At 53.4% G+C, this 21782-nt stretch carries 22 protein-coding genes and 1 tRNA gene; 20 read left to right on the forward strand and 3 right to left on the reverse strand.

What is annotated here, in order from left to right:
• The 4 genes from AC5OW4_RS08460 to AC5OW4_RS08475 form a co-directional block, all read left to right on the forward strand.
• A partial coding sequence (locus AC5OW4_RS08460; protein WP_493676874.1) for a DHHA1 domain-containing protein occupies positions 1 to 1127 on the forward strand: 1127 nt, incomplete at its 5' end.
• A gap of 58 nt (positions 1128 to 1185) precedes the next feature.
• Positions 1186 to 1701, forward strand: a complete 516-nt coding sequence (locus tag AC5OW4_RS08465; RefSeq protein ID WP_072683589.1) for an adenine phosphoribosyltransferase — start codon at positions 1186 to 1188, stop codon at positions 1699 to 1701.
• A 66-nt stretch (positions 1702 to 1767) separates the two neighbouring features.
• The gene (locus tag AC5OW4_RS08470; protein ID WP_072683643.1) at positions 1768 to 3948 is read left to right on the forward strand and encodes a RelA/SpoT family protein; all 2181 of its coding nucleotides are present in this window, start codon (positions 1768 to 1770) and stop codon (positions 3946 to 3948) included.
• A 15-nt stretch (positions 3949 to 3963) separates the two neighbouring features.
• Positions 3964 to 5031, forward strand: coding sequence for an alpha/beta fold hydrolase (locus AC5OW4_RS08475; RefSeq protein WP_083538426.1), 1068 nt, complete (start codon positions 3964 to 3966; stop codon positions 5029 to 5031).
• 341 nt (positions 5032 to 5372) lie between these two features.
• Here the strand turns inward: AC5OW4_RS08475 and AC5OW4_RS08480 are convergent.
• Together AC5OW4_RS08480 and AC5OW4_RS08485 are read right to left on the reverse strand one after the other, a co-directional pair.
• Positions 5373 to 5461: transfer RNA gene (locus tag AC5OW4_RS08480), tRNA-Ser, on the reverse strand.
• A 112-nt stretch (positions 5462 to 5573) separates the two neighbouring features.
• Entirely contained in the window at positions 5574 to 5945 is a 372-nt protein-coding gene (locus tag AC5OW4_RS08485) for a DUF3899 domain-containing protein (protein ID WP_072683587.1), read from the reverse strand.
• A 224-nt stretch (positions 5946 to 6169) separates the two neighbouring features.
• Between AC5OW4_RS08485 and AC5OW4_RS08490 the strand changes: the two genes are divergently transcribed.
• The 10 genes from AC5OW4_RS08490 (at position 6170) to AC5OW4_RS08535 (ending at position 15170) form a co-directional block, all read left to right on the forward strand.
• Positions 6170 to 6481 carry a hypothetical protein gene (locus AC5OW4_RS08490; RefSeq protein ID WP_072683586.1) on the forward strand — a complete coding sequence of 104 codons (312 nt, stop codon included), beginning with the start codon at positions 6170 to 6172 and terminating at the stop codon, positions 6479 to 6481.
• Between the two features lie 38 nt (positions 6482 to 6519).
• Entirely contained in the window at positions 6520 to 7557 is a 1038-nt protein-coding gene (locus AC5OW4_RS08495; RefSeq protein WP_072683585.1) for a V0D/AC39 family V-type ATPase subunit, read from the forward strand.
• Positions 7558 to 7574: 17 nt separating this feature from the next.
• Positions 7575 to 9407, forward strand: coding sequence for a V-type ATP synthase subunit I (locus tag AC5OW4_RS08500; protein ID WP_072683584.1), 1833 nt, complete (start codon positions 7575 to 7577; stop codon positions 9405 to 9407).
• 15 nt (positions 9408 to 9422) lie between these two features.
• Positions 9423 to 9866 (forward strand): ATP synthase subunit C, encoded by a 444-nt coding sequence (locus tag AC5OW4_RS08505; RefSeq protein WP_006060813.1) that lies wholly within the window; start codon positions 9423 to 9425, stop codon positions 9864 to 9866.
• A gap of 14 nt (positions 9867 to 9880) precedes the next feature.
• A complete protein-coding gene (locus AC5OW4_RS08510) occupies positions 9881 to 10189 on the forward strand; it encodes a V-type ATP synthase subunit F (protein ID WP_072683583.1) in 309 nt (102 codons plus the stop codon).
• Between the two features lie 10 nt (positions 10190 to 10199).
• Complete coding sequence (locus AC5OW4_RS08515) at positions 10200 to 10787, forward strand: V-type ATP synthase subunit E (protein ID WP_072683582.1); 588 nt, start codon at positions 10200 to 10202, stop codon at positions 10785 to 10787.
• Between the two features lie 25 nt (positions 10788 to 10812).
• Entirely contained in the window at positions 10813 to 12567 is a 1755-nt protein-coding gene (locus AC5OW4_RS08520; protein WP_072683581.1) for a V-type ATP synthase subunit A, read from the forward strand.
• A gap of 13 nt (positions 12568 to 12580) precedes the next feature.
• Positions 12581 to 13993, forward strand: coding sequence for a V-type ATP synthase subunit B (locus tag AC5OW4_RS08525; RefSeq protein WP_072683580.1), 1413 nt, complete (start codon positions 12581 to 12583; stop codon positions 13991 to 13993).
• A gap of 4 nt (positions 13994 to 13997) precedes the next feature.
• Complete coding sequence (locus AC5OW4_RS08530) at positions 13998 to 14624, forward strand: V-type ATP synthase subunit D (RefSeq protein ID WP_006060818.1); 627 nt, start codon at positions 13998 to 14000, stop codon at positions 14622 to 14624.
• Positions 14625 to 14723: 99 nt separating this feature from the next.
• Positions 14724 to 15170 (forward strand): metallophosphoesterase family protein, encoded by a 447-nt coding sequence (locus AC5OW4_RS08535; protein WP_072683579.1) that lies wholly within the window; start codon positions 14724 to 14726, stop codon positions 15168 to 15170.
• A gap of 161 nt (positions 15171 to 15331) precedes the next feature.
• Here AC5OW4_RS08535 and AC5OW4_RS08540 read toward each other — a convergent pair whose 3' ends face one another.
• Positions 15332 to 15808 (reverse strand): GNAT family N-acetyltransferase, encoded by a 477-nt coding sequence (locus AC5OW4_RS08540; RefSeq protein ID WP_072683578.1) that lies wholly within the window; start codon positions 15806 to 15808, stop codon positions 15332 to 15334.
• A gap of 153 nt (positions 15809 to 15961) precedes the next feature.
• On the opposite strand from AC5OW4_RS08540, the gene sigG reads away from it, so the two are divergent.
• From sigG to ileS, 6 genes are all read left to right on the forward strand, one after another.
• Positions 15962 to 16735 (forward strand): RNA polymerase sporulation sigma factor SigG, encoded by a 774-nt coding sequence (sigG, locus tag AC5OW4_RS08545; RefSeq protein WP_072683577.1) that lies wholly within the window; start codon positions 15962 to 15964, stop codon positions 16733 to 16735.
• A gap of 81 nt (positions 16736 to 16816) precedes the next feature.
• A complete protein-coding gene (locus tag AC5OW4_RS08550) occupies positions 16817 to 17083 on the forward strand; it encodes a YlmC/YmxH family sporulation protein (protein WP_072683576.1) in 267 nt (88 codons plus the stop codon).
• A 159-nt stretch (positions 17084 to 17242) separates the two neighbouring features.
• Entirely contained in the window at positions 17243 to 17650 is a 408-nt protein-coding gene (locus AC5OW4_RS08555) for a cell division protein SepF (protein WP_117892855.1), read from the forward strand.
• The gene (locus AC5OW4_RS08560; protein ID WP_117892852.1) at positions 17650 to 18402 is read left to right on the forward strand and encodes a YlmH family RNA-binding protein; all 753 of its coding nucleotides are present in this window, start codon (positions 17650 to 17652) and stop codon (positions 18400 to 18402) included. The genes AC5OW4_RS08555 and AC5OW4_RS08560 overlap by 1 nt, the downstream gene beginning before the upstream one ends.
• Before the next feature lie 14 nt (positions 18403 to 18416).
• Positions 18417 to 18890, forward strand: coding sequence for a DivIVA domain-containing protein (locus AC5OW4_RS08565; RefSeq protein ID WP_050767002.1), 474 nt, complete (start codon positions 18417 to 18419; stop codon positions 18888 to 18890).
• A gap of 247 nt (positions 18891 to 19137) precedes the next feature.
• Positions 19138 to 21782 (forward strand): isoleucine--tRNA ligase (gene ileS / locus AC5OW4_RS08570; RefSeq protein WP_493676875.1); only part of this gene is annotated, 2645 nt, incomplete at its 3' end.

Raw genomic sequence — 21782 nt, forward strand, 5'->3', positions numbered from 1 at the left:
ATCACGTAATCCAGCAGGAGCCTGAATGTCTGACGCTGCTGCACCCGTCGCGGATGGGCAGGCCATGGCAGTATTGCTGCGGAGCCGGGGTGGCGCTGCAGCTGTCGATGGCGATGACGGGTCCGCGCAAACGTCCGATCATGCTGGCGGCGATCGCGACGATTGCCGATATGATGCCGCTGTGGGAAGAAAACCGGATTCTGGTGCGGCTGGGACTGAAATATCTTAACGAACGCCAGTTTACGGCGATCGAAGCGCTCAATGAAAAGAAATGCGAGCTGTGGACGGAGAAAGAAGTCGCCTACCAGATCGTGCCGAAGCTCAACGCTGCTGGCCGGCTGGCCGAGCTGTGCAATATCAACAACATCGTGCGCTATCTGCTGCTGGAAGATCCGGCACAGATCGAATCCGCGGCGGCGCAGATCCGCCAGATTAATCAGAAGCGCCGCCAGATGAGCGACAAGATGACCAAAACGGCGATGGAACAGATGCATCCTGAGGATCCTTTCCATGTGATTGCGGACGGGGAATTCCACGAAGGCATCGTCGGTCTGGTCGCGGGCCGGATCATGAACGAAACGCATCGGCCGACGCTGGTGCTGGCGCCCAGCGCTCAGGGCTACAAAGGTTCGGTGCGCAGCGTACCGGGTTTGGATATCCAGACCTTCTTTGAGGATCTGCGCGGGTATCTGATCCAGTTTGGCGGCCATGCTCAGGCAGCCGGCATCGAAGTCGCGGCGGATCAGCTGGAACCGTTGAGGCAGGCGATCCTGGCTAAAATGAAAACGCTGAATTTAGCGCTGCAGGAGCCGACGCTGCAGGTATTGCCGGTCAGCGCTCAGGAAATCAATCTGACGGCGCTGCATGAGCTGGATCAGTTGGCTCCGTTTGGGCAGCAGTTTGAGCCGGTGACCTTTGAGGTCAGCGGGCTGACGATTCTGCAATACGCCAAAATGAAAGAAGTTTATCCTAAATGGCAGACGACCAACGGCGTCGATCTGATCGACGCGATCAGCTTTAACCGGGAACTGGACAATCCGCATCCGGTCAGCTGGATCGGTCAGCTGCAGATCAACCGCTTCCGCGGGCGGGAAAAGTGCTCGATTCTTGTGGAAACTGTTGAATAAAACAGTTCAATTTGATAAAAATTTGTTATAATAACGGTATTATAGGAGGCATCCATCCATGGACTTTAAAAAATATATTGCTTCAATTCCTGATTTCCCGCAGCCGGGCGTGCTGTTCCGCGATATTACGCCGCTGATGAGCAACGGCGAAGCGTTCCACGCGGCGACATCAGAAATTCAGAAGTTTGCCGAACAGGTCGGCGCGGAAGTGATCGCAGGGCCAGAATCCCGCGGCTTCATCTTCGGCTGTCCGGTGGCCGCGAATCTGCATATCGGCTTTGTGCCGGTCCGCAAGCCGGGCAAGCTGCCGCGTGAAACGATCAGCTACCGCTACGATCTGGAATATGGATCCAACGAACTGCACATGCACAAGGACGCGATCAAGCCGGGGCAGAAAGTGCTGATCGTCGACGATCTCTTGGCGACCGGCGGCACCGTTCAGGCCACGATTAAAATGATCGAAGAACTGGGCGGCGTGGTTGTCGGCTGTGCGTTTCTGATCGAGCTGGAAGGCTTGAAAGGGCGCGAGGCGCTGGCGGGCTACGAAGTCTTTACGTTGATGTCCTACGAATAAGCCGAAGAGGATTCTCTTCGGTTTTTCTCAAAAAAGGGGGAATGGGTTGTGGATAAAGGGAATACGATGATCACGCTGGATGAGCTGATGAATGAGGTGAAGACCTACATCCAGGAGCCGGACAGCCTGGCTCTGATCGAAAGGGCGTACCGCTATGCGCAGGAACACCATCAGGGGCAATTCCGCCGCAGCGGGGAACCGTATATGATCCACGCCGCCCAGGTGGGTTATATCCTGGCGACGATGAAGGTCGGACCGCGGACGATCTGCGCGGGGCTTCTGCACGACGTGCTGGAGGACTGCGGCGTTTCGGCCGAGCAGATGAGCGCGGATTTCGACGAGGAAATCACGATGCTGGTGGAAGGGGTCACCAAGATCGGCAATCTGAAATTTAAGGACGAGAAGGAATATCAGGCGGCGAATCATCGTAAGATCTTTATCGCGATGGCCAACGATATCCGCGTAATCGTGATCAAGCTGGTCGACCGGCTGCACAACATGCGCACGCTGCAGTACATGCCGCCGCAAAAGCAGCAGAAGATCGCGGCGGAAACGCTGCAGGTCTACGCGCCGATCGCCCACCGCTTAGGTATCAGCGAGATCAAAAACGAATTGGAGGATCTCAGCTTTTACTATCTCGACCGCGAGAAATACTATGAGATCGCACATCTGGTCGAAGAGAAAAAGGCGATGCGGGACGAGCAGGTCAAGCACATGATCCGCGACATTTCTGAAATGCTGCAGGAAAAAAACATCGAATTCCGGATTTTCGGCCGCAGTAAGCATCTTTACAGCATCTACAAAAAGATGAAGACGAAGAACAAACGGTTTGAGGAAATCCTCGATTTGTTAGCGATCCGGATCGTTACTCAGACCAAGCTGAACTGTTATGAAATCCTCGGCTATATCCACGCCGCTTACCGCCCGATTCCCGGTCGCTTGAAGGACTATATCGCGGTGCCGAAATCGAACATGTACCAGTCGCTGCACACGACGATCGTCGGCGATGAAGGGCGCATTTTTGAGATTCAGATCCGCACCGAGGAGATGGACAGTATCGCCGAGATGGGCATTGCGGCGCACTGGCGCTACAAGGAAGGCACGAAGTATGATCCGCATAAGGAACAGCGTGAAATCGAACAGAAGCTGTCGTGGTTCCGTGATCTGTCGGCGCTGACCGGCGATCTCAGCGATGATCCCAACGAATACATGGATACGCTGCAGAAGGATATCTTTGAGGCGAACGTCTATGTCATGACGCCGAAAGGGCGGGTCATCGAGCTGCCTAACGGCTCCACGCCGATTGACTTCGCCTACCGTGTGCATACCGAGGTCGGCCATTCCACCGTCGGCGCGATGGTTAACGAAACGCTGGTGCCGCTGAACACGCCGTTAAAGACCGGCGACGTCGTGCAGATCAAGACGTCCAAGCAGTCCGCGGGCCCAAGCGAGGACTGGCTGAAATTTGTCAAGACCAACCATGCGAAAAACAAGATCCGCGGCTTTCTGCAGAAGAAGGAAGTCGAGAAGAAACAGGAGTTTATCGAACGGGGCGAACAGATCATCCGCGACGAGCTGAAAAAACGCGGCTATCCGGAAAAGGATTATTTTGAACGGAAAAAGATTGAAAGCATTCTGACGGCGTTTCAGGTCGGCTCCTATACCGATCTGATGTACGGGATCGCCGTGAAGTCGATCTCGGTGATCAGCGTCATTGAAAAGCTGACAAATCAGAAAAAACCGATCATTCTGGATAATGAAACGGTCAGCCGGTCGTTTTCTCCAGCCCGCAAAGCGCCGAGCAAATCCGGGATTATCGTGCCGGGCATCGAGTCGATGATGATTTCGCTGGCCGGCTGCTGCAGCCCGATCCCGGGCGATGAAATCGTCGGTTATATCTCCAAGGGCAACGGCGTCAAGGTTCACCGCCGGGATTGTCCGAACGTCGCCAACGAGAAATCGCGGCTGATCGACGTGGAATGGGACGACCGCCGCGAACCGCGCAAATATGAAGCGACGATTCAGATTTACAGCCACGACCGCAATTTCCTGTTAACTGATTTGATGACGGTCATCTCGCAATGCAAGGCATCGCTGCAGAATATCAATTCCTCCGTCAATCAGGAAGAATTGACGGTATCGACAAAAATCATGCTGCTGGTCGATGATTACGATCATTTAAAAACGCTGATCGCCAATCTGAAAAAGGTGAACAGCGTGGTCAGCGTGGAACGGGTAATCCAGTAAAGGAGGACTTCATACATGAAACTCAGTACGAAATGTTTACTGACAACTTTCGGCGCCGCCGCTGCGGTGGGAACGGCGTATGCCGTGCAGCGCAAGGCTAATCAGCGAAAGCAGCGTTTTGATCAAGACGCCGGGTTTGAGCTGAAGGAATACCGGATGATCAATGGGATTCAACAGTATCTGGTGCACCGCACGGAGAACGATGAAAATCCGGTGCTGTTAGTTCTGCACGGCGGGCCGGGCGAATCCGCGATGCCGACGCGCTATCTGTATCAGCGCGAATGGGAAAAGTATTTCACGGTGGTGAATTGGGATCAGCGGCTGTGCGGCAAGACGCTGCAGATCAACGCCGATCAGAAGGAGGAGCTGGCTTCTTCGCTGACGCTGGATCAGCTGATCGAGGACACGCGTGAGATCTGCGATGTGCTGCGTGCGCAATATCATCAGGATAAGATTTTCATTCTCGGTCATTCCTGGGGCAGCGTGCTGGGCACGATGTTTGTTCGCAAGTATCCTGACCGCGTGAAAGCTTACGTCGGCGTCGGTCAGGTCGTCAGTATGCGGCGCAACGAAGAAACCGGCTATCAGAAAGTGCTGCAGAAAGCGCGGATCGCCGGAGCGGATCACGACGTCCAACGGCTGTTGGCACTGACGCCGTATCCCCAAACGCAATTTGATCAGGAAATGATGGATAAAATGATGGCCGTGCGCAGGCTGCAGCGGAAATATCATCTCGCTGCTCCAATCTCGCTGAAAGCTCTGTGGCAAATGCTGGTGGCGCCCGATGTCAACCCTGGCGAGTTCTCAGTCTACTTCAACCTTGATTTCAAGCTGCAGCTGCCGTTGCTTCAGGAACTGATGAGCTTTGATCTGGAAGCACTGGATCGGCATTACGAAGTCCCAGTGTACTATTTGTTAGGCGATCAGGACTGGCAGACGCCGTATCCGATCGCGCAGGAATACTTCGCGGGGATCGAAGCGCCGCGGAAGCAGCTGATCCTGATTCCGAATGCCGGACATAATACGATGATCGACCAGCCGGAGTTTTTCCTCAATGCGCTGCGCGCCGTCTTGTTAGCGTAGTCTTCATTTTTTATAAAAGGATGTGGGAAGCCATGTCCTTTTTTACAGGTAAAAGTAAAGAAGAAAGTTTGTTGCCAAGGGACAGATCACATTACGGGTTATGCTTCGGTTTCAAGACTGCCGCCGCAACCAGAAGAGTGCTTGATCTTCTGATGAAATTTCAGTTAAATCCGGCGATTGAAACTATAAGTCAGGCTCGAAACTTGGTAAAGGAAAGTTGGCAGGAAATCTCTTTTTTTGCCATGATCCGCTTCAAGGATCCCTGATCGCGCTGCCGCCTGCGGGGACCCGCGTTTGGGAAAATACGAAAAAAGCTCTCGAATGAGAGCTTTATTTACATATGGCGGAGAAAGAGGGAGTCGAACCCCCGCAGGCTTTCACCTCTGCCAGTTTTCGAAACTGGTCCCTTCGGCCACTTGGGTATTTCTCCGTGTGCCTTCTTATTATACAAAATTCTTTTCAAAAAATCGAGTCCTAAATGAAAAGAAATGCAAAAAAATTCAAAGGCGTTCAAAATGACGATGAATCGATTCCCTTCTCATTCAGATCACTTCATAGAAGATCGTTAATAAAATACTCAACGTCAGAAGCAGGCCGGCCAGCTTTAACACGAAGTGTCCGCTGTCTTTCCGCCGTGCTTTCTGTTTCTGCGCGTAATCGAAATACCGCTGCGGCTGCGTTTCGGGATGGCGCATCAACAGGTTCTTCGCCGACGAAAACGAATAGGACAGAAAATCAAAATAACCACCGTGAATCAAAAACTCCACCAGTCCCACGACAAGCAGAACCAGACTGAGGATCGACAGAACGTCGATAAACATCAATAACGGATTGTCAGAAAAAAAGGCGCACCCGGCGCTGAAAATCAACGCCGCCAAAGTGAAGCTCAATAAAGATTTAAGATTTTTTTTCATACGCTACCTCGGGGGCTATTATATCAAATCCCGCACGAAAGATGAAACTAATTTCACAAAATTGTCATATTTCATTCCAAATTTTTAAGGATATCATTCGCAACATTGGTACGATTTTTAGTCAATGCAGTAAAATTAAAGGTTTCATTTTTTCCATGATTGAAAATTGATTTTGAAAGGAATATACTAAGTGGCGTGCTTTAAACAAGGAGGGAGGTCGTGCTATGGAATCTGAGATCCTGGATCTGATTCAAGCGGATCAGAAGACGCGAAAAGCGGTAGAAGAAGCGCATCGGATGAAATTTGAGCTGAAGCGGAAAATTGCCGATACGGAAAAGCAGATCAGCGAAGACGCGTGGAAAGAAGTTCATCAGCGGGTCGACGCAAAAAAAGCCGAGCTGGATTATCAGATCAGCCAGGTGGAATCCGAGAATTTGAAGGAATATGAGCAGGAGCTGAAGCGGCTTCAGGCTCATTATCTGGAGAAAAAAGAGGAATGGCAGAAAGAACTGGTTCGCCGTTGCCTGGAAATTTGAACGTCCAGCATACGACCTAGTTAAAAAGGAGGGGTGCCATGGGAACCGCATCGAATGCAGCAATGGCGACCAAAGCCAAGGCGATGTTTGGAAAACGGCTGACGGCTTCGGATTACCAGCAGCTGCTGCAGAAGAAATCAATTCCGGAAATCGCTTCTTATCTTAAAAACGAAACGCTGTTTCGGGAAGCGCTGGAAGGATACAGTGAAACCGGGCTGCACCGCGGTCAGCTGGAAATGCTGATCCGGCGCGATCTGGGAACCCGGCTGTCCCGGCTTTTACGGTATGCCAGTACCAGTGGGGATAAGTTTTATCGCTACGGCATCATGATGAGCGAGGTTGAGCAGATCATGGCCTGCATCCGCGCCTTTAATGATGAGGACAACTACAAGATGATCGGCGAGCTGCCGCTGTATATCGAAAAGAGTACGTCGTTCGATATCCGGGCGCTGGCTCAGGTGCGCGATTTCAATGCGCTGCTGGAAGTGCTGGATAAAACGCCGTATGCCGATCTGATCCGTCCATTCTCCGTGACGGACATGGAGGAGTTTGATTATACGGCCTGCGAAAGCGTCCTGCAGAAGTATTTCTATGATCAGGTCATGAAGATCGTCGATCAGGAGTTCAGCGGCAAGGTGAAAAAGGAGATCCGGGAGATTTTCCTGACCCAGATCGAATTGGACAACATCACGCGGATCTATCGTTCCAAACGGTATTTCAACGCGACGCCCGCGCAGATCAAAAAAGTCATCAATCCGGTTTACCTGCGGATACCGAAGCGGGAATTGGAGGATATGATCGATCACTGCAACGCTGAGGAATTCATGGAACGGCTGGCCCGTTCCGCCTATCACAACTATCTGGATTCCTCCAACTTCGCGTACATTGAATATCACGCGCAGTCGATCAATTATAACCTGAACAAGCGGCACATGATGTTTTCGACCAATCCGGACATCGTGCTGATCGCGTATCTGGTATTGTCGGAAACGGAAATTCAAAACGTCGTTGATATTATCGAGGGTGTCCGCTATGGAATCCCGGCCGATAAGATTAACCGGCTGTTGATTTATTAAGAAGAAAGGGGGAGCTTATGTCAATCGTAAAAATGAAGCTGGCGACGGTGCATGCCGGAGCCGATCAGTTTCAGGACGTGCTGAAACGCTGCGTATCCTGCGCTCAGTTCCATCCGGAACCGGCGGCGCATCTGATCAACGATGAGAACGGCGGCAAGGCGCTGCAGGACGAAAATGTCTACAACGAATACCTGAACCAGCTGAAAAATATTGGCCATAGCGTCGGTTTCGAGCTGAAAGCCGGACCGGTCAGCCGCAGCTATGAAGAAGCGGAAATTGAAGCGTTTATCAAGGAAGTCAACGAGCAGTTTGCGATGATCGCGGATACGCACGAGCTGATGACCTTGACGGGCAACGATGAAATCGCTTTGGAAAAAGTGCGGAGCTATGGATTTGAGGCGATGCATGAGTGCCAGTATATTTCGTTCGGAATGGGCCGTCTGCCGGCGGAAAGCTTCAAAAAGCTGAGCCTGATCGAAAAGAAGAACTTCGTCGTTGAGGAGCTGCATAAAAGCGGCCAGTACGTCTGGATCCTGTATGCGACGTCCAACACCTTCGTTAAAGAAGTCAGAAAATGTATGGAAAGCCTGTTCATTGAGGAAATTCCAATTCCACGCATCGACGGAAAGAAAATCCTGGAACAGTATAAGGAAAAGCTGACGGAGGTTTATTCCTATTGTGCGTATACCAGCGAAATCCGTAAGCTGTACCGCTATGTCGTGCAGGTGCAGGACGACTATCAGCTGGCTGGCTTTGTGCCGGCAAAAACAGCGGATCAGTTTGTCCGGCTGTTTGACGGGCTGAATGTCCGCGTTGATCTGGCTGAACCGGAAACGGCGCCGCAGCTGGTGCCGCCGACGATGCTGCACAACGTCTGGCTGTTCCGTCCGTTCGAGATGTTCGTCGAGATGTATGGTCTGCCGAATTATCATGACCTGGATCCGACGCCGTTTGTGGCCGTCACGTTCTGCCTGTTGTTCGGCATCATGTTCGGCGATCTCGGTCAGGGCGCGCTGCTTCTGATCGGCGGTCTGCTGCTGGAAAAAATCAAGCATAACCGGCTGGCCGGCATCGTCGGCCGGGCGGGATTGACGTCGATGATCTTCGGCTTCCTGTTCGGATCAGTCTTCGGCGTGGAAACACTGCTCAATCCAGTGCATCAGAGCCTGTTCGGCGTTCGCGAGAAGCTGTTTGAGGTCATGGACGCCAGCGCGACGATGCCGTTATTGATCGGCGCGGTTGCGATCGGCGCAGTGCTGATCCTGATGACGATGATCATCAATATCTATCTGAATATCAAGCGCAAAGAGATGGCGGAAGCGCTGTTCTCGCAGAACGGCGTGGCCGGATTTATTTTCTACGGCTATATCATTCTGTTTTTGATCGGCATGTTCATGCCGGATATGCTGCCGTTTAATCCGGGAAGCAAGCCGCTCATGATTTTGTTCATCGGCGTGCCGGTCGTCCTGTTCTTCATGAAGGAACCGTTAAACGGCTTAATGAAGGGCGAGGGGCTGACGCCGCATCAGGGCTGGGGCAACTTCGTGCTGGAAGAAGTGTTTGAAGTGCTGGAAATCATCCTGAGCTTCGTCACCAATTCCCTGTCTTACCTGCGTGTCGGCGGCTTCGTTCTGAGCCATGCCGGCATGATGCTCGTCGTCATGACGCTGGTCAAAATGACCGGCAACGCCGGACCGGTCGTCTTCGTGCTGGGCAACTTGTTTGTCATGGGCTTAGAAGGTCTGATCGTCGGCATTCAGACATTGCGTCTGGAATATTATGAAATGTTCAGCCGCTACTTTGTCGGCAACGGGAAGAAATTTACGATGATCTCATCGGAAAATGCATAAGGAGGAAAATAAACCATGTTAACATTACTTGAAATGCTGCTGCCTTTGATCGCCGTGATCCTGGTGATCGCTCCGCTGTTCTTCATCTACAAAAAGGGCGCTTCCGCTGAAAACCTGAAAACCAAGCTGATCGCGCAGATCTGCGTCTTCGGCGGCGTCTTCGTCTTAGCTGTCCTGTTCCAGTTCGGCGGCGTCCATGCGCTGGCGGAAGGTACGGCGGCCGCCAATTCCATCACCGGCACTTTAGCTCAGGGGATGGGCTTTATTGCAGCGGCGCTGGCGACGGGCTGTTCGGCAATCGGCGCCGGCTGGGCGGTGGCTTCCGCGGCTCCGGCAGCGATCGGAGCGATCTCGGAGAATTCGGAAAACTTTGGTAAGGCGATCATCTTCGTCGCGTTGGGCGAAGGTGTTGCGATCTACGGTCTGCTGATTTCCATCCTGATCATCAATAAGCTGTAAGATCGGGGATTGTCATGAAACTTTATTTGATCAGTGACAATATTGATACCCAGATGGGCATGCGCTTAGCCGGGGTCGAAGGCGTCGTGGTCCACGAACGGGACGAGGTGCTGGCCGCTTTGAACAAAGCGATTGAAAACCCCGAGATCGCGATCGTGTTAATGACGACGAAAATCGTCAACACCTGCCCGGACGTGGTATCCGATTACAAGCTGCGGCTGTCCAAGCCGCTGCTGGTCGAAATTCCAGATCGTCACGGGTCAGCCAAAATCGGAGAAACGATCGACCGCTACATCAGCGAAGCGATCGGCATCAAATTGTGAGGTGAAAACAATGGCAGAGAAGACAGAAGCGCTCACGGCTATCCTGGAGGACATTCAGGATCAGGCCGGCTTGGTTACCGATCAGATTCATTCTGAGGTGCAGCAGCTGCAGGACGAGGAGATTCATTTCTTCACGGAATCGCTGCATAAGGAAACCGGGCACTACGAAGAAAAAGAAATCAGCGAGCTGGAGCTGCTGCAAGCCACGAAGACCTCCCAAGCCAAGCTGAAAATCAAGCGGGATCTGCTGGCGCAGCGCCAGGCGATGGCCGCGGAACTGTTTGACCACGTGGCTGACGAGCTGAAAGCGTTCGTGGCTTCCTCCGCTTACGCGGATTTACTCGAAAAGAAGCTGGATAAGCACGCGAAGATCGCCGGCAAGGCCGGAACGTTCATCGTGCGCGAACAGGACGAAGCGCTGATGCGCGAAATCTTAAAGCGCAAGGGCTTTTCTCAGTCGGTGGAAACAGCGTATCTGGAATTTGGCGGATGGCGCTTTATGTGTCCGTCAGAGGGCTTTGAGATCGACGAAACGCTGGACAACGCATTAAGAAATCAGAAAGAGTGGTTCCAGAACAATTCCGGATTCACATTGTAATACGACAAAAACCGAGGTGAAGACATTGAATAACAATTTGATCTATTCAATCAACGGACCGGTTGTCACCGTCAAGGATTCCAAAGACTTTTCCATGCAGGAGATGGTCTTTGTCGGCAATAAGGAAATGATGGGGGAAGTCATCGGCATTGATGAACAGTACACGACGATTCAGGTGTACGAATCCACCACGGGTCTGAAACCGGGCGAACCGGTTCGGCCTTCCGGATCTCTGTTGTCTGCGACGCTGGGGCCGGGAATTCTGAAAAATATCTTCGACGGCATCGAACGTCCGTTAAAAGAGCTGATGGAAACCGAAGGCGCGTTCATTGCCGCCGGAACGACGGTTTCCCCGCTGGATGAAGAAAAACTGTGGGACGTGACGATGCAGGTCAAGCTGCACGACCGTTTGCGTCCGGGACAGATCTACGCGACCTGCCCGGAAACCGAGCTGATCGAGCATCGCTGCATGCTCAGTCCGATGCTTCCGGAAGGCGAGGTCATTTTCGTCGCTGAAAACGGTCAATTTCATATCAACGACGAGATCGTGCGGATCCGTGACGATCAGGGCGAAGAACATGCGCTGACGCTCACTCAGAAATGGCCGATCCGCAATCCGCGGCCGGTCGGCTATCGCAAGCCGATCACCCGTCCGCTGATCACCGGTCAGCGCGTCATCGACACGCTGTTCCCGATCGCCAAGGGCGGCGCAGCCGCCATTCCGGGCGGGTTTGGCTCGGGCAAGACGATGACCCAGCATCAGCTGGCGAAATGGTGCGACGCCGACATCATCGTGTATGTCGGCTGCGGCGAGCGCGGTAACGAAATGACTCAGGTTCTGGAGGAATTCACGGACCTGATCGACCCGAAAAGCAACAAGCCGCTGCTGGCGCGGACAGTCTTGATCGCCAATACGTCCAACATGCCGGTCGCGGCGCGTGAAGCGAGCATTTACACCGGCATCACGCTGGCGGAATATTACCGCGATATGGGCTATCACGTCGCGATCATGGCCGACTCCACCAGCCGGTGGGCGGAAGCGCTGCGTGAAATTTCTGGACGTCTGGAAGAAATGCCGGCGGAAGAAGGCTTCCCGGCGTATCTGCCGTCGCGGATCTCGCAGTTCTATGAACGTGCGGGCTATATCGAAACCTTAAACGGAGCCGAGGGTTCCGTCACGATTATCGGCGCAGTCTCGCCGCAGGGCGCGGACTTCTCCGAGCCGGTCACCCAGAATACCAAGCGGTTTGTGCGCTGCTTCTGGGCGCTGGATAAGTCGCTGGCATATGCCCGTCACTATCCGGCGATCAACTGGAACGACAGCTATTCCGAATATCTGGACGATCTGGCACGCTGGTACGACAAGAACGTCGACCATGAATTCAACGCGCTGCGTCAGGAAATTCAGGCGATCCTGCATGAAGAGAATCAGCTGATGGAAATCGTCAAGCTGATCGGCTCCGACGTGCTGCCGGAAGATCAGAAGCTGACGATGGAAATCGCCAAAGTGATCCGCGTCGGCTATCTGCAGCAGAATGCTTACCATCCAGCCGATACCTACGTGCCGTTTGAGAAGCAGTTCAAGATGCTGAAGATTATCTCGTATCTCAACGCACAGGCCAAAAAGCTGGTGGCCAGGCGGATTCCGGTATCGCTGATTGCCAAGACCGGAATTATCGACAAGGTCGTCAAGATTAAATACGACGTGCCGAATGATCAGCTGGAGCTTCTGGACGGTTATTTTGAGATGATCGATCAGGCTCTGGCCCAGGTGGAATAGGAGGAGAAAACAGATGAGCGTTCAATTAATGGGTTTGAATGAAATCAACGGTTCTCTTGTTGCCCTGGACAACGTCGAGGACGTCAGCAATGAAGAAATGGTTGAAATTGAGCTGACCGACGGCTCCGTGCGCAGCGGCCGTGTCGTCCAGATCGAGGGCCGACGCGCGATCATTCAGGTGTTTGAAGGCACGACCGGATTATCCAAAATCAACAACAAGACCCGTCTGTTAGGTCATCCGATGGAGCTGGCGGTGTCCCAGGAAATTCTGGGCCGGATCTTCAACGGCGCGGGCGAGCCGATCGACGGTTTGGGCGAGGTGTACGCGGAGAAGCGTCTGGATATCAACGGTCAGCCGCTCAATCCCGTTGCCCGGAAATATCCGCGCAATTATATCAACACCGGAATTTCTGCGATTGACGGTTTAAACACGCTGATCCGCGGGCAGAAGCTGCCGATTTTTTCCGGCTCCGGTATGCCGCATGACAAGCTGGCCGTTCAGATCGTCCGGCAGGCGCAGCTGGCCGAGGGTGATGGGAAGAACTTCGGCATCGTGTTCGGCGCGATGGGCGTCAAGAACGACGTCGCCGATTACTTCAAGCGCAGCTTTGAGGAAACCGGCGTCATGGAAAAGGTCGTCATGTTCATCAATCTGTCCAACGATCCGATTATCGAACGGACGCTGACCCCGCGCTGTGCTTTGACGGCCGCGGAGTATCTGGCGTTTGAAAAGAACATGCACATTCTGGTCATCTTAACGGATATGACCTCATATTGTGAGGCGCTGCGTGAAGTGTCCAGTTCCAAGGGCGAGATTCCGGGCCGTAAGGGATATCCGGGATATCTGTACTCCGATCTGGCTTCGCTGTATGAAAGAGCGGGGATTGTCGAGGGCGTGGAAGGCTCAGTCACGCAGATTCCGATCCTGACGATGCCCAACGACGACATCACCCATCCGATTCCGGACTTAACGGGCTATATCACCGAGGGCCAGATCGTACTGGACCGCTCGCTGCATCAGACCGGGATTTATCCGCCGATCGGCGTGTTGGCTTCCTTGTCCCGTCTGATGAAAGACGGCATCGGCGAAGGCTATACCCGCAAGGATCATGCCGACGTGTCCAACCAGCTGTTCGCCTGCTATGCCAAGGTGCAGGACGCGCGCTCGCTGGCTTCGGTTATCGGCGAGGATGAGCTGTCGGATATGGATAAGAAATACATGGCGTTCGGCCGGCTGTTTGAGAAGGTCTTCGTCGGTCAGGGCTTTGATTCCAAGCGTTCGATCAACGAAACGCTGGATCTGGGCTGGGCGCTGTTGTCCACGCTGCCGATCGAAGCGCTGGATCGTCTGGATCCGGAAGTCATCAAGGGAAATTACGATCCGAAGCGGGCCGCGCGGATGCTGAATCTAAGCGGTCAGGAGTAGGCTTATGGAAAACAAGGTATTCCCGACCAAGGGCAACCTGATCGCGTCCAAAAAGTCGCTGGCGCTGGCCCGGATGGGCTATGATCTGCTGGACCGCAAACGGAACGTGCTGATCCGCGAAATGATGCAGTTAGTCGATAAAGTTAAAATGCTGCGTGACGAGATTACCCAGAGCTATGCGACGGCGTATTATCTTCTGCAGCAGGCCAACGTCTCAACCGGCATTATCTCCGATATCGCCGCCAGCGTGCATGTCGAAACCGGCGTGCATGTCACCTACCGCTCAGTCATGGGCGTTGAGGTGCCGTCCGTCAGCATCGAACCGTCGGAAACGAAAATGGAGTATGGCTTTGAAGGCACGAACTCCCGTGTCGATGAAGCGTACCTGCAGTTTCACCGCGTCAAGGAGCTGACGATCATCCTGGCGGAGGTCGACAACAGCGTGTACCGGCTGGCTAATGCGATCCGCAAGACGCAGAAGCGGGCCAACGCGCTGAAGAATATCAGTATTCCGAATCTGGAAGCGACCGTGAAATTCATCACAGAATCGCTGGAAGAAAAAGACCGTGAGGAATTCTCCCGCCTGAAGGTCATCAAGGCGAACAAGGCGAAGGAAACCGCCGTCGAATAAATGGTAAAAAACCGCAGAAATCCGCAAATAAGGCCGGATTCGCTGCGGTTTTTTTGGGGTTTGGCGTATAATAAGGGACACGAGGGAGGATGAGCGGCAATGCGGATAGGTTTGATCTCGGATACGCACAACGTCCTGCGTCCGCAGGTAATCGAACTGTTAAAAACTTGCGATGCAATCTGGCATGCGGGCGATTTCTGCGAACCGGAAATCTGGGAAGCGCTGAACGCGCTGAAACCGCTGCGCGGCGTGCAGGGCAACAATGACGAAGATCCTTTTTTTGAACGGCTGCCTACTATCGACGAGTTTGACTGCGGAGGGCTGCATATTGCGATGGCGCACAGCCGACGTTCGCTGGATTGCGTGCGGGCTGATCTGAAAATTTTCGGTCATTCCCACCAGTTTTGCGACGAGCAGCTTAAAACGGTGCGCTGGCTGAATCCCGGCAGCTGCGGGCGAAAGCGGTTTAATCTGGAGCTGACGATGATGATATTGACAATTAAGGATCAGAAGCTGCAGGTCGAGCGGATCGATCTTAGCCGCTAAGAAGTCCGGCTGCGGCGAGCTTTGCCGCAGCTTCGACCTTGAACCGGAAATCAAAAAAAGAACGGAACTCTGAAATCAAAGTTCTGTTCTTTTTTCTATGTTTCCGGCAGCCAGGCCGCTTTCATAATGCTCCATGATTTTAAATCATGAAACTTCGCAGCTTACAATCCAGCCAGCTGACGGATCTTGTCTTCGCTTAGCCGCCAGGTCGTCCATTCCGTCAGGCCTTCTGCGCCCAGATTTTGATAAAAGGCGATCGACGGAGCGTTCCAGTTGAGGCATACCCATTCCATCCGGCCACAGCGGCGCTCGACGGCGATTTCCGCCAGCCGTTTGAAGAACGCTTTGCCGTAGCCGCGGCCGCGTTTTTCCTGCAGGACGTACAAATCTTCCAGATACAATCCTTTCCGGCCGACAAACGTTGAGAAGTTGTGGAAATACAATGCAAAGCCAACGACCTGACCGTCCTCCTCACCTAACAGTACTTCCGCCCGGCGTTCGACGAACAGCTGGTCGTAAAGGGTGGCGTCGTCCCAGACGACCTCATCGCTCATTTTTTCATATTCCGCAATCAGCCGGATGAACCGGCCGATCGTCGCGCAGTCTTCCGGCTGCGCCTGTCTGATTGTAAAACCCATGATGTCCCTCCTGATCTCATTCTGGAATCTATTGTACCGAATTTCAGACCGGATGACCATCCCTTTTCTTCCAAAGAGTGCCAGAGGAATGCGGGAATATTCCTCTGCGGGCCGGGAAAACTTCCATTACGCACATCAGGAGGGTCCGGGTCAATGGGTAAATATAAAGTAGAGATCTGCGGCGTCAACACGGCGACGCTGCCGGTTTTAAAGAGTCAGCAGATGACGGAGCTGTTCGTTCAGCTGCAAAACGGCGATTTGTCAGCCAAGGAGAAGCTGATCAACGGCAATCTCAAGCTTGTTCTGTCGATCGTCCAGCGCTTTGCGCACCGCACGGAAAACATGGACGATTTGTTTCAGATCGGCTGCATCGGACTGATCAAGGCGATTGATAATTTCGATCTTTCCCATGAAGTCCGCTTTTCAACCTACGCCGTCCCGATGATCATCGGCGAGATCAAGCGTTATCTGCGGGACAACCAGATGATCCGGGTCTCGCGGCATCTGAAGGATCTGGCATACAAGGTATTGAAGGAAAAAGAAGCGTTCATCCATGCGAATCAGCGTGAGCCTTCGCTGGCGGAACTGGCGGAGATCATGGGCGTCAAGGAAAAAGAGATCGCCGAAAGTCTGGAATCGCTGCAGAGCGTCGTCAGCATCTTTGAGCCGATCTACAACGACGACGGCGACACGTTGTACCTGCTGGATCAGATCAAGGATGATCACGATGAGATCGGCAAGCTTTCCAGTCTGATCGCACTGAAGGAAAGCATGAAGCATTTGAGCGATAAGGAAGCCCAGATTATCAACAAGCGCTACTATCAAGGCCAGACGCAGACAGAAATCGCCTCTGAACTGGGAATTTCCCAGGCCCAGGTGTCGCGCCTGGAAAAAAGCGCGCTGCAATGTCTGAAAAAGAATTTCTGACCCTTTTCGATTTTTTTAGAGTCGATTCGATCGTTTGCACAAAAATCCGCCGGCGGCATACACTGAAAACAGGTGATAACTATGAAATTCAGTGAACTGCAGGACAAACAGGTCGTCAATGTTCAGGACGGCACCCTGATCGGCCGCGTCGAAGATTTGGACGTATCGCTGACCAACTACCAGGTTCAATCGTTTCTCGTCGGCAGGAATACCGGCTGGCTTCGTTCGTTGTTCGCGTTTTTATTTCCGCCGGCGCGGATCATCGTCTGCCTGGATCAGGTCGTCAGCGTCGGTGAAGATGTGATCCTGATCCATCCGCGGACCAAGAGCGGCAAGGGGAAGGAGTAAACGGCTGGAAAGCTTTGGAAAACAGAAGCCGGAATTTCGTTCTTTTTCGCTAAAATTCGTGTGAAAAAGGCGGTTGAAATCCTTTCATTTCTGTGAACTCGGTATTCCCTTGCGCAGATTTATGATATAATGAACGAGAACTAAAGGAAGGTGCAAACCATGGGAGTATTAGATAAAATGAAGAATTTCATCGCTCCGGTCGACGATGATTACGATGAGGAAGAACTGGAAGTAGAAGAAGACGAGATCGCCGTTCCCGTCAAATATGAACAGCCGCAGACGAAAGGCGTAACCAAGCTCGCTTCGGATACGAAAATGGTTTTGTTTGAGCCGCGTTCGTTTGACGAAGCCGAGGAAGTCGCGAAGCATTTGAAGGAAAGACGCGCCGCCGTTGTCAATCTGCACCGGCTGCAGCGGGAATACGCGCAGCGCACGATCGACTTTTTAACGGGCGTTGTGTTCGCGCTGGACGGAACGATTCAGAAGATCGGCCACAACGTCATTTTGTGCACGCCGAAGTCCATTGCCGTTCATGGGGAAATCACCCTGGACAGCAATGAAGAATAGTGCGGACCCCGCATTTTTCGGAGTCGGACGAAGCCGCGCTGCAGGCCCGGCTGGAAGACTGGATTGATCAGTGCAGGACGCGCCGCAAGCCGGTGCGCTCCTGTTTTCTTTCGCCTTCCCAACAGGAAGCGCTAAAACCGTTTCTGCCGTGGGATCTGGCGTACCGCTGGGACGGCGGCTGTGCGGAGGCGGAGCGGAAAAAGCTGATCCTGGCTCCGGAGGAAGACGCGTGCGTCAGCGACATCGTCTGTTTGACCGCGCGGATTTCGGATAAATTTGTGCAGGTAAAGCATCCCGATGTTTTAGGCGCGCTGATGAACCTGGATCTCGACCGCTCGCAATTTGGGGATCTGTGGGTTGAGCCGGGCCGGATTGTGATCTATACCAGCGAAGAGCTGGCGGATTACGTTTGTATGAATCTGACGCGGATTCATAAGCTGTCGATCCGTCTGGAACGCTCGTCGATGATGTATGAGCCGGTCGTAAAGAAGCAGGCGCTGACGGTGATCGTCACGGCGCTGCGGCTGGACTGCGTGATCGCGGGATTATGCCGGATGTCACGGGCGAAGGCGCAGGATTTGATCCGGGCGCAGAGAGTGTCGGTGAATCACAAAATTCTTGATGAATGCGACTTTCTGTGTCATAATGAAGACACGATTTCCGTGCGCGGGTACGGGCGTTTTGTGCTGAAAGGCCAGCGCGGTCAGACCCGCAGCGACCGGATCGTCGCTGAATTTGAACAGTATGTTTAAAAGGAGGGATTTCTTTGGAACCGGGAACGCCGAAATTCCGAGTGATGAAAAACGGATACGACCGCTTTGCCGTCGACGACGCGGTTGACCGGTATGTCCGGGAAATTGATTCTCTGAAAAAACAGCTGGATCTGACCAGCCGTCAGATCCAATCCGCCAACGAACAGCTGGCGGTGATCCGTCAGCGTTATCAAACGTTGGTCAGCGAACTGACTGTGAAGGAAAAGGCGGCCGACGATATCGCGCGCCTGGCCCTCAAGGAAGCCAACACGATCATCGAAACCGCGCAGAACAACGCGGACGCGATCGTAAGCGAAGCCTTGACGACCGCCCGGATCATCCTGAACGACCTCTCGCGCATCGCGTCGGAGGCGACGGAGATGAAGGGCGATATGCAGGAACAGCTGTCCTCGCTGATGGGGATGCTGGATCAGTTTGAAATTCCGCCGGTTCCGAAATCGGAATGGCTGAATCAGGAAAAGCTTTGATGCAGGACGCGCCGGTTCCACGGCAACGGGAGTGCAGAGAGTCTGCGGGTTGGTGAAACGCAGAACCCCGGGTGGACAGGACATCACCTGCGAGCTGTCTTTTTGAAATGAGTAGGAAAGACCGCGGCTCGGCGTTATGAGAGAAGCGCATTCTTCCCCTGAGGGCGGAAGGGTGAACAAAGGTGGTACCGCGCAGAACTGCGTCCTTTTCTAAGGGCGCTTTTTTATTGTTGAGGAGGTAGAGGACATGGATTACAAAAACACACTGCTGATGCCGAATACGAAGTTCGAGATGAGAGGCAAGCTGCCGACGAAAGAACCCGGCTATCAGACCCGCTGGAAAGAACAGGACATCTACGAAAAAATGCTGGCGAAGCGCGAGGGCTGCGAAGCGTTCGTGCTGCATGACGGGCCGCCGTATGCCAACGGCGACATCCATCTGGGCCACGCGTTAAACAAGATTTTAAAGGATGTCATTGTGCGCTCGCATTACATGGCCGGCTACAAGGTGCCGTACATCCCGGGCTGGGATACCCACGGTCTGCCGATTGAAACGGCGATCACCAAGCTGGGCTACGACCGCAAGAAGATGGAGCTGTCGGCATTCCGCAAGCTTTGTTACGATTATGCTCTGGAACAGGTTGAACGGCAGAAGGCTGGTTTCCTGGCGTTGGGCGTGGTCGGTGATTACGATCACCCTTACATCACATTAAAGAAGGAATTTGAAGCACATCAGATCCAGATCTTCGGTCAGATGGCGATGGACGGTCTGATCTACAAGGGCTTAAAGCCAGTCTACTGGTCCCCATCCAGCGAATCGGCCTTAGCGGAAGCGGAAATCGAATACAAGGACATCAAGTCGCCGACGATCTTCGTCAAGTTTGCGGTGAAGGACGGCAAAGGTCTCCTCGATAACGAGACTTCGTTTGTGATCTGGACGACGACGCCGTGGACGATCCCGGCCAACCTGGCGATCTGTCTGAATCCGGAGCTGACCTACGCGTTAGTGGACAGCGAAAAGGGCAAGCTGATCGTATTGGAAGAACTGGTCGACACGCTGTGGGCCAAGTTCGGATTGGAAAAGAAAGACATTATCAAGACCTTCAAGGGCCGAGAGCTGGAGATGATCACCTGCCAGCATCCGCTCTACGACCGTGAGTCGTTAGTCATCCTGGGCGATCACGTCACCGCCGACGCCGGCACCGGTTGTGTTCATACGGCTCCGGGCTTCGGTGCGGACGACTTCTTTGTCGGTCAGAAATACGGCCTGCCGGCTTACTGCAACGTTGATGAGCACGGCTGCATGATGGAGGACGCCGGGGACTGGCTGAAGGGCCAGTACGTCGATGACGCCAACAAGACCGTTGCCAATCGCCTGGACGAGTTGGGCGCGCTGCTGAAGCTGGAATGGATCACCCACTCCTACCCGCATGACTGGCGGACGAAAAAACCGATCATTTTCCGTGCCACGACGCAGTGGTTCGCTTCGATCGACAAGATCCGCACCGAGCTGCTTCAGCAGATCGACAACGTTGACTGGATTCCGAAGTGGGGCCAGCAGCGTATGCACAACATGATCGCCGACCGCGGCGACTGGTGCATTTCCCGCCAGCGCGCCTGGGGCGTTCCAATTCCGATCTTCTATAATGAAGACGGTACGCCGATCATGGAAAAGGCAGTCTTTGAACATGTCGCCGATCTGTTCCGCGAGCATGGAAGCAATATCTGGTTTGAGAAGGACGCGAAGGAGCTGCTTCCGGAAGGCTACACCAATCCGGCATCCCCGAACGGTGAATTCACAAAGGAAACCGACACGATGGACGTCTGGTTTGACTCCGGTTCCTCGCATACCGGCGCGATGATCGAACGCGGCCTGGGCTATCCGGCCGACCTGTACTTTGAAGGCAGCGACCAGTACCGCGGCTGGTTCAACTCGTCGCTGATCGTCGGCACCGCCGTGCATGGACAGGCGCCGTACAAGCAGGTGTTAAGCCATGGCTTTGTCATGGACGGCAAGGGCGTCAAGATGAGCAAGTCGCAGTGGAACGCTGTTGCGCCGGGTGAAATCACGAAGAAATACGGCGCTGATATCCTGCGTTTGTGGGCAGCCAGCGTCGATTACCAGGCCGACTGCAGCATGTCCGAGGAAATTCTGAAGCAGATCAGTGAGAACTACCGCAAGGTCAGAAATACGTTCCGCTTCTTACTGGCAAATATCAACAACGAAGATGACTTCACAAAAGCCGACCTCGTTGCGGTCAGCGAGCTGCCGAAGCTTGATCAGTACATGCTGGCGCTGCTCGACGAGGTTAACGCGAAATGCCAGCTGGCCTATCAGGAATATCGCTTCTCCGACGTTACAACGCTGCTGACAAATTTGATGACGAATGAATTCTCGGCTTATTATCTCGATTTCACCAAGGATATCCTGTATATCGAGAAGAAGGACTCCCCGCGCCGACGTCAGGTTCAGACTGTGCTGTATCACGCAGTCAACGTTTTAGTCCGGCTGTGGGCGCCGATTCTTGTCCATACTGCGGAGGAGGTCAACGATTTCTTTAAGGGTGAGGAAGAAAGCATTCATCTGGGCCGGTTTGCGGAACCGTTTAACATTGCGGACGCCGAAGCCTTAAAGGCCAAGATCGGCCGGCTGATGCAGATCCGTTCCGATATCTTTAAAGCGTTGGAAGAAGCCCGCGCGGAGAAGGTCATTGGCAAGTCATTAGAGGCGGAAGTGCTGGTCAACGTCAGCGACGAGGACCGCGCCTTGATCGCGGAGCTGTGCGGCGATCAGTTCCACCAGTGGCTGATTGTCTCGAAGGTCAGCTTCTCAATCGACGAGCTGAAACCGTATGACGTCTGCCAGGTTGAAATTGTCAAGGCAGAAGGCAC

It is taken from the genome of Holdemania sp., from assembly GCF_986127675.1.